We start from the raw sequence: 14821 nt of genomic DNA on the forward strand, positions 1-14821 counted from the left end.
CGTTATTTTTACATTCCTCCGCAAATAACTCCACTAATTAAACCGCAAATCAGCATCACGATTAATACAGTAAGCCAGAAGTTACTCTTCGAGTATTTTTTATCTCCGCCTGATTCATAGATCAGTTTTATAATAGCGGCTACAACTAATCCAAAAACGAAAGCCACCACTACAATCATACTAATGATCATGACAACTATTCCGCCTAGGCCGCCTACTTCTAAAATGGTTAAAGAGTGGTTCATATTAAATTATTGGTGCTAAATATTTAGATTTCAAAGTGATATTAATTTTATAAATGTAATAAATAATCACTAACAAACAAGTGAGTTGAATAGCCCCTAAATTTCCAACAATTTCGATTCTCGGCTTTAGAAAATCAAGAAAAAAACGAAACGTAAAATAGGACAACATAAATATCTGAAAAACAAATCCTGAAGGAAAATGTTTCTTCTGAATAACTTTTAGAGTCCCCCAAAGCAATATGAGAAAAGCAATCTCATACAATGCCACCGGATGGCGCAGATACTGATCTCCCAAATGCATTCCGAAGATTGAATCTGTAGGCAGGCCATAGGTTTCTTCATAAATTCCGGTAAAAAAACAGCCGATTCTGCCAATAATTATTGCCAGCATCAAAGGAAATGTAATCAGATCTCCTGTGCTTTCTTTATGTCCGACTATTTTTTTAGCAAGTTCTACTCCTATTAAACCAAATGCCAAACCTCCAACAATCGTATTATTGGACCAAAATCTTTTAAATGAAAAACCTGTTGAAAATAATGTATATGGATTTTCCAGATTTCCAATAATTTTTGAGCCTAAAAGGGCTCCAGCAGTTGCCCCGGCAATAATAGCCAGGGAGATTGTAAGAGGAAGTTTTTCCGGAGATTTTCTCTTCAGAAAGAAATAATAGCGCATCCCCAGAAAAATCCCTAATGATTCTAATACTGGATGCAGGAGTATATCTTTACCAAAAAGGTGTAATGTTGCCGGAAAATCAATCATATCTAAAATCTGGTTGCTATAACTTCACGAAGAATTTTTGAAGCTTTATTAACTTCCTGCGTCCAGTCTTCTACTGCATCATCATTAGCTCCATCCGAGATATATTTCAGACAAAGAAAAGGAATTTGTTCTCTTTTAGCTATTAAAGCCAGAGCATAGGCCTCCATATCCAGCACATTATACAAATCGGTATTGTGTTCAGTCTCAAAGCTGTCTCCGGTACCGCAGATCCCCTTTGGCAGATTATCTATGTCTATTCCGTAATCCAAAACCACATCATCATCCGAAAAAGGAGTTTTAAATCTTTCTATGCCCAAAGGTGATACATCCATATCTCTTTGAACAAATTGTGTACAGCAAATTACATCTCCTCTTCTGAAAGCAGTACTTCCTGCAGTTCCTAAGTTGACAATAATATCCGGTTTATTTACTGACAGATATTTCATTAAATAATAACCTGCATTTACTTTACCTATTCCGGTAAATACCAGTTGTAAATCCTTAAATTCATTTCCTGCTTCTTTCTCCATTGCAAAGACAAAAACAGGATTATTATATGTTTTTCCGCTGATGGTTATTTCCATATATCAAATAAAAAAGGCTTTTTTCAAAGCCTTTATATATTAAGTTAACATTCCGCCATCTACATTCATAACCTGACCTGTAATATAGGAAGACATATCACTTCCTAAGAATACACATGCATTGGCTACATCTTCCGGCTGTCCACCCCTTTTTAATGGAATTCCGTCTCTCCAGCCTTGTACTGTTTTCTCATCCAGAACAGCTGTCATTTCAGTTTCAATGAATCCCGGAGCAACAACATTACAACGGATATTTCTGGAACCAAGCTCTAATGCAATAGATTTAGAGAATCCAATAACTCCTGCCTTAGAAGCTGCATAGTTAGCTTGTCCTGCATTTCCTTTTACACCGACTACGGAAGACATATTGATAATAGATCCGCTTTTAGCCTTCATCATTGGCTTAATAACAGCCTTTGTAAGGTTGAATACAGAATCTAAGTTTACTTTAATAATTGTATCCCAATCTTCTTTAGACATACGAAGCATAAGGTTATCTCTTGTAATTCCTGCATTATTAATCAGGATATCTATCTGTCCGAATTCCGCCATTACATCATCTACCAACTTCTGTGCTGCATCATAATCAGAAGCATCCGACTGATATCCTTTTATCTGGGTAACAGAGCTTAATGCGGCTTCTAATTCTTTCGCTTTATCTACAGAACCTGCATAGGTAAAAGCAACTTTCGCCCCCTGCTGAGCAAAAACTTCTGCTATACCTCTCCCGATTCCACGGGTTGCTCCTGTAATAAGGGCTACTTTTCCTTCTAATAGTTTCATATTTAATGTATGTTTATTTTCCTTCAAAAACAATCACAGCATCGGGATTCTGATCATCCACTGCATAGCTGTCAAACGTTAAAGTATTATTCTTTAAAGTATACTTTACAGTTTTTTTATCTTTCAGCAAATATGCGGAATTAATCTTTTTAAATGGAAATTTTTCGAGAGTAATTGCTTTACCCTCATTATTTTTAAGTATATGAACGTATATTTTTCCAGATTTCTGGGTAACAGCCCCCCATTTCTGAAGCGGAAGATAACCACCTCTGGTTCCATAAATGCTCTCTCCATAAACTCTTATCCATTCACCCATTTCTTTAAAAGAATTGATAAATGGCTGTGGAACTTTACCATTAGGCATAGGCCCTATATTCATGAGTAAATTGGCGTTACTTCCTGCAGCATTTACCAACAGATTCAGAAACTCTTTGAATGTCTTATTCTTGTTATCCTTTAAATCAAATCCCCATGAATCATTAAGCGTAGCACAGGTTTCCAAAGGAAGCTGGGAAGGTTTCTGGAAACTCAATCCGTGCTCGTTTTGCCCCGGAATATCTCTTTCGAACATCTGAAAATCTTCACCTTCTAAAGGTGTAATGTGATGATTATTTCCGACCAGACATTGTGGCTGAAGCTTGTGTATTAGCTCATAAATCTCCGGCATTTTCCAGTCAATATATGTTTTTTCACTTCTGCCTGCTTTTTCTTCTTCCATCTGATCCCAGTAGCCATCAAACCATATTCCTGAAACTTCCCCATAATTGGTTAAAAGTTCTGTCAGCTGGTTTTTCATAAACTGAATATAATCATTCCAGTTACCTTTTTCGGTACGACCGGTTCCTTTTCCTGTTCTGCCTGTCCAGTACGAATAATCTGTTCTTGTCCAGTCCAGAAGCGAATAATAGAATGCTATTTTCACCCCTTGTTTATGACATTCATCTGCTAATTCTTTTACCAAATCTCTTTTGAAAGGGGTATTCATAATATTAAAATCCGAATACTTTGTATTCCACATACTAAATCCATCATGGTGACGTGTGACCAAAGTAATGTACTTTACACCGGCATTTTTAGCCATAGAAACATATTCTTTAGCATTGAATCCGATAGGACTAAAAAAGTCTTTCAGTTTCGCATAATCATTAACCGGAATTTTGTCATTATTCATGACCCACTCTCCTCTTCCCAATTCACTGTATAATCCAAAATGGATAAACATTCCGAATTTTTCATCCTGAAACTCGGTTCTTGCTTTTAAGTTTGCTTGTGTTGGCTGATACTTTTGCTGGGAAAAGCCAAGAAGCGCGCTTCCCAGTAATACTGTTAATAATGTTTTTTTTAGCATAGTTTTTTGGTATTAGTTTTTCTGAATTACTATTCAATTTTTAAGACTGTGAATAGTGGCAGCTTTTTTTTAAATAATTGTGTTTATTTTAATTTAAAGTAGATATTATTTCTTTTTTTCCTTTATCCGAAAGGTACATATATTCTTTACTAAATCCGTAAGAATCATATACAAAAGGCCTTATAATTTCATTTTTATTATTGATAAGACCGTATTTACCGTTCAGTTTGACTACAAAAGCCTTGTTATTCCTAAAGCCGGCAATTTCTTCATATATAAAAGGTAAAATCTCTTTCCCGCTGGGTTCAATAAAGCCATATTTCCCGCCTTTTTTAGCAATCAGGCCTATATTCTTCTGTGCTCGAAAAAAGAAAGGATCAGATGTTGGTAAAATCTCATCAAAATTTAAAGATTCTGTTTTCCATGTGTCCCATTCCAGACGTTGGTAACCGTTTTTATTTTTAATCACCAGTTGGTTTTCATCCAATGCATAAATAGTAAAACCATCAGGAAAAATCTGTTGAAAATCCTTATTCAGCAGGTTATTTATTTTATTTTTCTCGGTAATAAGATATTGTAATTTATCTGTTGAAATAAAAGTGACTCTGTCAAAGCTTTCATTAACAATCTTATTCAGGGAATCATCAATAATAAATTCCTGATTTTTTACATTCAATAAGAAGTATTTGTCAAACAAAAAAGATATACTCCCTTCTTTTACTTTCTTATTCTCTTTTGTTTTTAAATTAAATAGAAAAAACTGGGTATTGTTTTTGTCCACAATGGCATAGTCTCCATAAATAGTGATATGCGAATATTCCAATGGCAGAACTTCTTTTCCTTCGGAATCTATTAGCCCTTCTTTATCTATATTTCTGTCCAGGCTTACAAAATAATCGTTACTTGCTTCAGTATTGATTAGCTCATATTTTGATTTTAAAAGAATCTTATTCTCTTTATCAACTAAAAAATATTGATTTCTGCCAACTTCCACGCAAGACTTCTCCTTTGTAAAATATGAATTTCTTTGATATACAAAATCAGAAACAAATCCTTTTTCAGGATTGTAAATAGCCCATTTATTGTTCTTTTTTACAAAAAACATGCTTTCCCCGGCATATTCAATAGAGTCGTAAAGGAAATCTAATTCATACTTGTCGCTAAGATAATTGACTAATCCAAACTTTTTATTTTTGGAGACTACCAGGTAACCATTCTCACTATTCCAGGATAAACCAAAATCATAATTGTCCAAAGGAATTTTATAATCCCCTTTGAAATCTATCAATCCGACTTTTCTATTATTATTATTTTCCCCGGTATAATGAAAAAAATATCCTTTTCTAAAGGGTACTAAATATCCATTTACAGGCTGCAGTGTTACAGTTCCGGTAGAATCTATAATCCCTGAAAGACTTGCTTTTTTGAAAACAGCATATCCTCCTTCAAACCGTTCAATATCGAGTTTTAATTTATCTCTTAAATCATATTGCAACTTCAGATCGCTTTGGGAAAATCCAATCAACCAAAAGAATGCTGAAATAAAAGATAAATTCTTTCTCACATTTACACTGAATTATTTACAATCAGAACAATTTCTCCTTTTAGCGTTTTACTCTTAGAAAACTCTATTAATTCATCAATCGTTCCGCGTTTAGTTTCCTCAAATTTTTTAGAAATTTCACGGCTTAGACTTACCTGCGTCTGTTCTCCGAAGAATTCCTTTATCTGCTCCAGTGTGGTATTAATCTTATGGGGGCTTTCATAAAGAACAATTGTTTTCTTCTCTTCAGCCAGTTGCTTTAGTTTCGTCTGACGCCCTTTTTTCTGTGGCAAAAACCCAGCGAAATAGAAATCGTGATTAGGAAGTCCTGAAACCACTAAAGCAGGAACAAAAGCTGTCGCTCCGGGAAGACAGATCATTTCAATATCATTATCCCGACCTGCTTTTGCCAGAAGATAACCAGGATCCGATATTCCTGGAGTCCCGGCATCAGTAATAATGGCTATATCCTGTCCATTTTTAAGATCCTGAACAACTTTCTCCGTAGCCTGATGTTCGTTATGCAAATGATATGATTTCAGCGGCTTCGATATCTCATAATGTTTAAGAAGAATCCCTGAAGTACGGGTATCTTCGCAAAGTATATAATCGACTTCTTTTAGAACTTTTATTGCTCTGAAAGTCATATCTTCCAGATTACCTACTGGTGTTGGTACAAAGTATAATATGCCACTCATTATCTAAAACGGCTTTCTACTAGTGACCATAATCTTTGTGCATACTCGTCTACCGGCTTCCAATCTCTGTCATAATACAGATCGCTAAGATATTCTTTTGCATCATCTAAATTCCGGGCTTCATTTAATCTTTCTAATACGTATTTCATTTCTACTTCGTCGTTGTTGAATAATTTTTTCAGGAATGCCATTCTGTCGTTCAAGTCTAGTCTGAATTGTCCAGTTTGTACCGAAGTATTAGCATTTGTTGGTGTAAATGCAGGACTTTCTTCTGTATTTACATATTCATTTACCTTTTCAGGTACCTCATTATTTTCTGTAATATTTGTTATTTCTTCTCTGGAAATTGGTTTCAATCCCTTAATGGAAGCCAGCTTCACTTTATGAGCAGCTTCTTCATCCAAGTGTGTGGAACCTTCCTCTTCCCTTACAAATAATTCTTTAATCTGATATTCCGGTTCTTTTGCAACTTCTTTTTCCTCGTCAGCATGCTCTTCTTCAGTTGAAACAGTCTCCTCTACGGCCTCTGTTTCATTCACCTCTTCTTCTGCTGCTGCTGGTGATGATGCTGCTGATATTGTTTCTTCGGTAATTACAGGTTCTGCTTCAGTCTCAGTTATTGATGCTTCTTCCTTAGGTTCTTCAGAGATTTCTTCAGTTTCAGCAACTGGTTCAGTTTGTTCCTCTTCTGCAACTATCTCTTCAGGTGCTTCATAGTGATCTTCTTCCAAAGTATTTACATATTCTTCTTCCTCAGAATAATCATTTTCTATAATATTTTCTGTTTTCGGAATAACAGCATTTGCCTTTTCTGTTGGTATTTCTTCGTCAGTAATCTCAGCAATTTCTGTGGAAGCTTCATCTTTAGCAAGATCTTCTTCAAATTCAGCTTCTACCTCTCTTTCTTTTTCAAGAGCCTCTTCAGATTTATCATGAGTAGGATTAGCCTCAATCATAGCATCCAATTCATTTTTTCTCTGATGGATATCAATACTTTCTACTTCCAGCATTTTCAGAAAAGCTACTTTTTCATATAGCTCCTGAACTTTCTGATAATTAGTAATTAATCCTGCCGTTGATTCAACAGAAGCGATATCAGAGGCAATTTTTTTTACGTCTTCAAGGATCCTGTCCTGAATGTCATGAGAGTTTTGCATCATTATTTTATGTAATTTTGATGTGGAATAATATGTGCTAAGTTAACAAATGTTTTTAGAAAATACAATTAACCACGCCAAGCAAAGCGGGTGGATGGAAGTGATATGTGGCTCAATGTTTTCCGGTAAAACGGAAGAGCTAATTAGGCGTCTGCGCAGAGCAGAAATGGCAGGTCAGCAAGTAGAAATTTTTAAACCAAAAATTGATGTTCGTTACTCCGATGAAGATATCGTTTCGCATAACGATAATAAGATCCGGAGTACAGCTGTTGATACTCCTAATGAAATTCTGTTACTGGGATCCAATTGTGATGTTGTGGGTATTGATGAAGCGCAATTTTTTGATGAAAGCATTGTAGAAGTTGCCAATCAGTTAGCCAATAGCGGAACAAGGGTCGTTATTGCCGGGCTGGATATGGACTTTATGGGTCGTCCTTTTGGTCCTATGCCTAATCTTATGGCAACAGCCGAATATGTTACAAAAGTTCACGCTATTTGTAAAAGAACAGGAAATTTAGCCAATTATTCATTAAGAACATCTGCCAGCAAAGATTTGGTTCAGCTAGGAGAAACAGACAGCTATGAAGCTGTTAGCCGCCGTATCTTTTGGGAAGAGATGCAAAAGCAAGAGAAAAATAAATGAAATATACTGCACAGGAGTTAGCTTCAATGACCAACTCCCGGATTACCGGAAATAAAAATGAAGTTGTTGAACAATTGATTTTCGACAGCAGGCTTATTTTTTCTTCAAAAAATAATGCCTTCATTGCTCTGAAGACTCAGAAAAATAATGGTTCCAAATATATTAAAGAAGCTATAGAGAAAGGAATAAAAGTAATTATAGCCGATGAAATATATGAATCTTCCGGACAGGATATAACCTGGATCATAACTTCTGATACGCAGAATTTTCTTAGACAGTTAGCTCATCATCATTTACAAAATCTAAATATTAAAACCATTGGTATTACCGGAAGTAATGGTAAGACTATTGTAAAAGAATGGCTATATCAATGTTTATGGGATGAAATGAGAGTTGTAAAAAGTCCAAAAAGTTATAACTCCCAGATAGGACTTCCTCTATCTATACTGCAGGCTAATAATGATGATGAACTGGGAATTTTTGAAGTTGGAATTTCCAAGCCTCACGAAATGGAAAAACAATCTGAAGTGTTTTCACCTCAGATTGGAGTATTCACACATCTTGGTTCGGCACATTCAGAATATTTTGAAAATGAAGAACAGCTTCTGAATGAAAAGCTAAAGCTTTTTGAAAAATCAGAAGTTATTATTTATAACGGGGATCATCCTTTGGTAAAATCCAAAATACAGAGTTTATATAGCAATAAAACCTTGATTTCTTACGGGTTAGATACATCAAATGATATTTTAATTGAAAGCCCTATAGATCAAGAAGAGGCCTTTAATATCAAGGTTTTGGATGGTCATATTCAGATTCCTTTTACCAATCGGGATCAGGCTACTCTGCACAATGCATTAGCCGTTATTGCAGTTCTTAACTTTCTAAAAATCACACATTCAAAAATTGTAGAAAAAATCAACAATTTGCAGGCTGTGGAGATGCGTATGGAAAGCATTAAAGGAGAAAGAGACAATCTTATTATTAATGACTCTTATAATCTGGATCTTGACTCTTTGAAAATAGCATTGAGTACATTAAACCAGTATGGAAATAAATCACAAAAGATATTGGTACTTACAGATATACATGATGTAAAAGATCATTCTGAACATTTGTATCATACCGTTGCAAATTTAGTTAACGAACATTCGTTAGGTAAAATATACCTGATAGGAACTGAAATAACAAAGTTTGCTCATCTATTTAATTCTAAAACTTATTCTTTCGATAACATTCAGGAATTAATTGAAGATCAGGAATTTAATAGTATTGAAAATTCATTAATTTTATTGAAAGGAGCCCGTAAATTTGAGCTTGAGAATCTAAAAAAAGAATTAGAGCTTCAGTCTCATGATACTGTTCTGGAAGTAAATCTAAATGCCATTCTGCATAACATTAATGTTCACAGGAGCTTTTTAAAGCCGGAAACCAAAATGATGGCTATGGTAAAAGCTTACTCTTATGGATTAGGCGGTTATGAAATTGCAGAGTTTTTACAACATCATAATATCAATTATCTGGGTGTCGCTTACGCCGATGAAGGTGTAGACCTGAGAAAGAATAAAGTAACCTTACCTATCATGGTAATGAATCCGGAGCTCAATAGTTATGATACCATTATCGATTATCAGCTGGAACCGGAAATCTATAGTTTTAAAGTTTTAGATCTCTTCCTTAAAGCTTTAAGGAAAAAAGGAATCCATGAAAGGTATCCTATCCACATAAAATTGGAAACAGGTATGCATCGTTTAGGATTCCGCAGAGAAGACCTGGATGAACTCCTTCTCAAAATTAAGGAAAACAACCTCAGAATAGCCAGTATTTTCACTCATCTTTCTTCGGCTGACGATCCGGAAGAAAGAGAATATACTTTAGCCCAGATTGATCTGTATACAAATAATTCAGACTATATATTAGCCAGAACAGAAGATAAACCATTAAGACATTGTCTAAATTCACCGGGAATTACCAATTATACGGAATATCAGTTCGACATGGTAAGAATTGGCATAGGAATGATTGGCTATACAACAAACCCAGCTATACAACCTCTATTACAAAGTGCTGTATGTTTTAAAACAGTTATCACTCAGATTTCTCCATTACACCCCGGAGAATCACTGGGTTATAACAGAAGATTTAAAGCTACGAATGATACTAATATTGCGACAATAGCTGTTGGGTATGCCGATGGTATACCACGATTACTAAGTAACGGAAAAGGCTTTGTCGGTATTAAAGGAAAGCTTTATCCTATTCAGGGAAATGTATGTATGGATATGCTGATGGTAGACATTGGCAATGATCCAATAGAAGAAGGTGATGATGTAATTATCTTCAATGGAAATCCAAGTCTGGAAAAATTTGCTGAATATTGTCAGACGATTCCCTACGAAGTGCTAACTTCAGTTTCGAGACGTGTAAAAAGAATATATATAAAAGACTGATGAAATAAAGTAATACTTTTCTGAATTTCATCGATAAAATTAAATACAATATAGGGATGAAAAAACTATTTCTTTTTCTTGGGGTTATTATAAGCATCTTTAGCTATTCTCAGGTTAAAGAAAACTTAGTCATCCCACAACATCCAAAGATAGGTTTATCGCTAAGTGGCGGTGGTGCAAAAGGTTTTGCTCATATAGGAGTGCTGAAAGTATTGGACTCCATGGGAGTTAAAGTAGATTATATTGGCGGAACCAGTATGGGGGCGATTATCGGAGGATTATATGCAACCGGGTATACAGGAAAAGATATTGAAAACATTATACTGAATACTGACTTTTATAATGTCCTGAGCAGTTCCAGCCCACGCCAGCAAACCTCATTTTTCAGTAAAAATGTAGATAAGTATCTTTTGAAAATCCCAATACAAAAGGGAAAAATCGTATTACCTTCAAGTATTTCTTCAGGTCAGAAAAACCTGGCCATGTTCAAAGAATTATTTCAGAACTATTCTTCCGTTCAGGACTTCAGCAAACTCCCTATCCCCTTCTTTTGTATAGCAACCAATATTGAAACCGGAGGTGTAAAGCAACTTGAAACCGGAGATTTATCTCAAGCCATTATGGCTAGTTCTGCTTTCCCCGGACTTTTGGATCCTGTGAAAATCGGAGACAGTCTTTATGTTGACGGTGGTATTACAATTAATTATCCTTCCGGCCCTCTAAAAAAGAAAGGAATGGACATTGTAATTGGGGTAAATCTTGACCAGGGATTTGAAAAAAGAGACCAGCTAAATAATATTGTATCTATCCTCAATCAGATTATCACGTTTGGCATTTCTAAAGAAACCAGAAAGCAACTACCTTATACCGATATTAATATTCAGCCTGTTCTTACCGGAGTTAATGTGACCAGCTTTGAAGAAAAAGATAAAACCATTAAAGCTGGTTATGAAGAAACATTACGTTATTCAGGCATTCTTAGGCAATTACCTAAAAAGGATGCTCCGGTTGTAACAAACAAAAAGATAATACTGTCAGAAGTATACAAAATAGACGGTTTCGAGATAGAAAACGACAATATATATAACAAAGACTATATTAAGGGTAAAATGGGGCTTAAAATCCCTTCCCGCTATACCTATAGCAACATCAATAGTAAGATTGATCAGTTGTATGCCACAAACAATTATAGCTTCATCAATTATGACATAGTAAATGACAACGGAAGAAATATTCTGAAGTTAAATGTTGCAGAAGATCAGAACCGGATCTTTATGAAATTTGGACTTCATTACGACGAAGTTTTCAAAACCGGTCTTTTGGCAAACCTTACTGCAAAAAGAGCATTATTCAAAAACTCAAATGCAAGTTTAGATGTTGTATTTGGAGACAAGCCTCGTTATTATTTCAATTATCTAATGGATAACGGGTATATTCCAGGCTTTGGTATTTTTTCTTCAGGAATGAAACTTGATTTAAAAGACCAGGATGCAAATGTATATCAAAACTGGAATTGGTTCCGGAATGAAATTTATATTCAGTCTGTATGGAAAGACAGATATGCTATCGGAGGAGGAATGAGTTATGATATATTCAATCAGAAAATAGGAACCAATAAGAATACATTCCATTACTACAATCCTTATATCTTTATTAAAAGTGATACGCAGGATAATACAGAGTTTCCAACAAGAGGTATTTATATAGATATACAGGCAAAAGCTTTAGATCTATTCAAAGACAAACAACTTGAAGATAAAGGTGCGCAGGTCTCCGGAAATGTAAAACTGAATATTAAATTTTCAGAAAGACTTACTTATAGAGTTTCCGGATTTATGGGTGTAACATTCGGAGAAGTTCCGGAATTTTACAAGTACAGACTGGGTGGAATATTTGAACAAAATTTAGGTTCATTTGTTTCATTCGACGGATATCAGTTTGGGCAAAAAACAGATAACAATGTACTTCGGATAACGAATAGTTTTCAGTACAGAATACTGAAAAATTATTATCTTATTGCCAGCTATAATACAGCGAGTCTTTTTCCGAATATTAAGAATACAGAATTCTTAAGTTTCAGAAATAATTCTGTAGGACTTACTGCAGGGTACAGTTCTCCATTCGGACAAATTAAGCTTAACTATAGCCAACCACTTAATCAGGGAGGCAAGGGAATTTTCAACGTAGTTTTAGGACACTGGTTTTAGAATATTAAATAATTACAACCCCTACCCTACCCCTTTCAACTGTCAACAAAAATTTATGATAAATTATTTTTATGAAAATGTAGCTCCCGTTTCGGATGAAGAAAAGAGAGCAAAATGGTTAGAACAACTGATCCTGGAAGAAGGTAAAAAACCTGGAGATATTAATTATATTTTATGTGATGATGAATATCTTCTGGAGATAAACCGCCAGTATTTAGATCATGATTATTATACTGATATTATTACTTTCGATTATTGTAAAGGCAAAATAATATCCGGTGATATTTTCTTATCTTTGCAGCGCGTTTTAGATAATGCATCCATGCTCGAAACAAAGCAGGAAGAAGAATTAAATCGTGTTTTAGCTCATGGTATTTTACACCTTTGCGGTTATAAAGACAAAACAGAGGAAGAGCAAAAAATAATGCGATCTAAGGAGGATTATTACATAGAAAAATACTAAATGTTTCACGTGAAACAATTTCAAAAATGATCGATCAAATATATGATGTAATAGTAGTCGGAGCAGGTCACGCTGGTAGTGAAGCTGCAGCCGCTGCAGCCAATTTAGGATCAAAAACTTTATTGGTTACAATGAACATGCAAACCATCGGACAGATGAGCTGCAACCCGGCTATGGGAGGTATAGCCAAAGGGCAAATTGTAAGAGAGATAGATGCAATGGGAGGATACTCCGGGATTGTAGCAGATAAAAGTGCAATACAATTCAAAATGCTTAATCTTTCTAAAGGACCTGCAATGTGGTCTCCAAGAACACAAAATGACAGAATGCTTTTCGCATCAGAATGGAGATCAATGCTGGAGCAGACACCGAATCTGGATTTCTTCCAGGATATGGTAAAAAGTCTGATTGTTGAAAATAACAAAGTAGCAGGTGTTGTTACTTCTTTAGGAATAGAAATAAAAGCCAAAGCAGTTGTTCTAACCAACGGAACTTTCCTAAACGGATTAATCCATGTTGGAGACAAACAGCTAGGTGGAGGAAGAATGGGTGAACCAAGAGCTTTCGGAATTACTGAACAATTGGAAAGCTTAGGATTTGATGCCGGAAGAATGAAGACCGGTACCCCACCCCGCATAGACGGAAGAAGCTTAGATTATTCTAAAATGGAAGAACAGCCTGGTGATGAAAACCCACAAAAGTTTTCATATCTAGACACTCCTAAATTAAAAGAACAAAGAAGTTGTCACATTACTTATACTAACGAGATTGTTCATGATATTTTAAGATCTGGCTTTGACAGATCTCCAATGTTTAATGGAACAATTCAGAGTATAGGACCAAGATACTGCCCAAGTATTGAGGATAAGATCAACCGTTTTGCAGAAAGAAACAGACATCAATTATTTGTAGAACCTGAAGGCTGGAATACTATAGAAATATATGTGAATGGCTTCAGCTCTTCCCTACCGGAAGACGTACAGATTAAAGCGATGCGTCATATTCCGGGATTCGAGAATGTAAAGGTATTCAGACCAGGATATGCTATTGAATATGACTACTTTCCACCAACCCAGTTAAAGCATACTTTAGAAACCAAGATAATTGACAACCTATATTTTGCTGGTCAGATCAATGGTACTACAGGCTACGAAGAAGCTGCAGGACAAGGTTTAATTGCTGGTATAAATGCCCATAACAAAATCTTTGATAAAGAGGAATTTATACTAAGCAGAGACGAAGCTTATATAGGTGTATTAGTAGACGATCTTATTACAAAAGGGACAGAGGAGCCATACAGGATGTTTACTTCACGTGCTGAATACCGTCTTCTACTCCGCCAGGATAATGCAGATATCAGACTTACAGAAAAAGCCCATAAACTAGGTTTAGCTTCCGATGAAAGACTTCAAAAGGTTGAAAATAAGATAGCTAAAAGCTCAGAACTGGAAGAATTTCTTAAGGCTACATCTGTAAAAGTAGATGATATAAACCCAATTCTGGAAGAAAACAGTTCAAGCCCTGTAAATCAAAGTTTTAGAGCAGCACAAATACTGACAAGACCTAATATAGACCTTAATAAACTTTGTGCTATAGAGGAAATCAAGAATAAGGCTGCAGAATATACAGACGAAGTAAGAGAACAGGCTGAAATCAATATAAAATACAAGGGATATATAGATAAAGAAAAGGAAAATGTTGCCAAACTTCACAGACTTGAAAATATAAAAATTCCTGAAAATTTTGATTATTCTAAAGTAAACAGCCTTTCAGCAGAAGCTAAACAAAAGCTTTCTTCTGTTCGTCCGGAAACAATTGCACAAGCAGGAAGAATTAGCGGGGTCTCCCCTGCCGATATAAATATTCTGCTTATTTTTCTTGGTAGATAATTATATATGTTTCACGTGAAACATTAACGAAAAATACTATTAAAACAATCA

At 35.2% G+C, this 14821-nt stretch carries 13 protein-coding genes; 5 read left to right on the plus strand and 8 right to left on the minus strand.

Annotation, left to right across the window (positions count from 1 at the left end; all coding sequences use genetic code 11):
• Positions 1–8 precede the first annotated feature (8 nt).
• The 8 genes from AYC65_RS17445 to AYC65_RS17480 form a co-directional block, all read right to left on the minus strand.
• Positions 9–245 (minus strand): hypothetical protein, encoded by a 237-nt coding sequence (locus AYC65_RS17445; protein ID WP_009090090.1) that lies wholly within the window; start codon positions 243–245, stop codon positions 9–11.
• Position 246: 1 nt separating this feature from the next.
• On the minus strand, positions 247–1008 hold the full coding sequence (locus AYC65_RS17450) for a prolipoprotein diacylglyceryl transferase (RefSeq protein WP_034870793.1): 762 nt from the start codon (positions 1006–1008) through the stop codon (positions 247–249).
• 2 nt (positions 1009–1010) lie between these two features.
• Positions 1011–1592 (minus strand): 5'-methylthioadenosine/S-adenosylhomocysteine nucleosidase family protein, encoded by a 582-nt coding sequence (locus tag AYC65_RS17455; protein ID WP_034870792.1) that lies wholly within the window; start codon positions 1590–1592, stop codon positions 1011–1013.
• A 39-nt stretch (positions 1593–1631) separates the two neighbouring features.
• Complete coding sequence (fabG, locus tag AYC65_RS17460; protein WP_024563849.1) at positions 1632–2375, minus strand: 3-oxoacyl-[acyl-carrier-protein] reductase; 744 nt, start codon at positions 2373–2375, stop codon at positions 1632–1634.
• A 13-nt stretch (positions 2376–2388) separates the two neighbouring features.
• Positions 2389–3723: an alpha-L-fucosidase gene (locus AYC65_RS17465; RefSeq protein ID WP_034870791.1), complete on the minus strand. Its 1335-nt coding sequence runs from the start codon at positions 3721–3723 to the stop codon at positions 2389–2391.
• Positions 3724–3811: 88 nt separating this feature from the next.
• Complete coding sequence (locus tag AYC65_RS17470) at positions 3812–5287, minus strand: WG repeat-containing protein (RefSeq protein WP_034870790.1); 1476 nt, start codon at positions 5285–5287, stop codon at positions 3812–3814.
• Between the two features lie 2 nt (positions 5288–5289).
• Entirely contained in the window at positions 5290–5964 is a 675-nt protein-coding gene (gene rsmI, locus AYC65_RS17475; RefSeq protein WP_034870789.1) for a 16S rRNA (cytidine(1402)-2'-O)-methyltransferase, read from the minus strand.
• Positions 5964–7124: a hypothetical protein gene (locus tag AYC65_RS17480; protein WP_034870788.1), complete on the minus strand. Its 1161-nt coding sequence runs from the start codon at positions 7122–7124 to the stop codon at positions 5964–5966. The genes rsmI and AYC65_RS17480 overlap by 1 nt, the downstream gene beginning before the upstream one ends.
• 46 nt (positions 7125–7170) lie before the next feature.
• On the opposite strand from AYC65_RS17480, the gene AYC65_RS17485 reads away from it, so the two are divergent.
• The 5 genes from AYC65_RS17485 to mnmG are packed head-to-tail and all read left to right on the plus strand — an operon-like array spanning position 7171 to position 14770.
• Positions 7171–7764: a thymidine kinase gene (locus AYC65_RS17485; RefSeq protein WP_034870787.1), complete on the plus strand. Its 594-nt coding sequence runs from the start codon at positions 7171–7173 to the stop codon at positions 7762–7764.
• Entirely contained in the window at positions 7761–10211 is a 2451-nt protein-coding gene (locus tag AYC65_RS17490; protein ID WP_034870786.1) for a bifunctional UDP-N-acetylmuramoyl-tripeptide:D-alanyl-D-alanine ligase/alanine racemase, read from the plus strand. Before AYC65_RS17485 ends, AYC65_RS17490 begins: the two co-directional genes overlap by 4 nt.
• A gap of 56 nt (positions 10212–10267) precedes the next feature.
• Positions 10268–12418 (plus strand): patatin-like phospholipase family protein, encoded by a 2151-nt coding sequence (locus AYC65_RS17495; protein ID WP_034870785.1) that lies wholly within the window; start codon positions 10268–10270, stop codon positions 12416–12418.
• A 55-nt stretch (positions 12419–12473) separates the two neighbouring features.
• A complete protein-coding gene (gene ybeY / locus AYC65_RS17500; RefSeq protein ID WP_034870783.1) occupies positions 12474–12881 on the plus strand; it encodes an rRNA maturation RNase YbeY in 408 nt (135 codons plus the stop codon).
• 26 nt (positions 12882–12907) lie between these two features.
• Complete coding sequence (gene mnmG, locus AYC65_RS17505) at positions 12908–14770, plus strand: tRNA uridine-5-carboxymethylaminomethyl(34) synthesis enzyme MnmG (protein ID WP_059333874.1); 1863 nt, start codon at positions 12908–12910, stop codon at positions 14768–14770.
• Positions 14771–14821: the final 51 nt, after the last annotated feature.

It is taken from the genome of Elizabethkingia bruuniana (genome assembly GCF_002024805.1).
In the GTDB taxonomy this organism is placed as follows: domain Bacteria; phylum Bacteroidota; class Bacteroidia; order Flavobacteriales; family Weeksellaceae; genus Elizabethkingia; species Elizabethkingia bruuniana.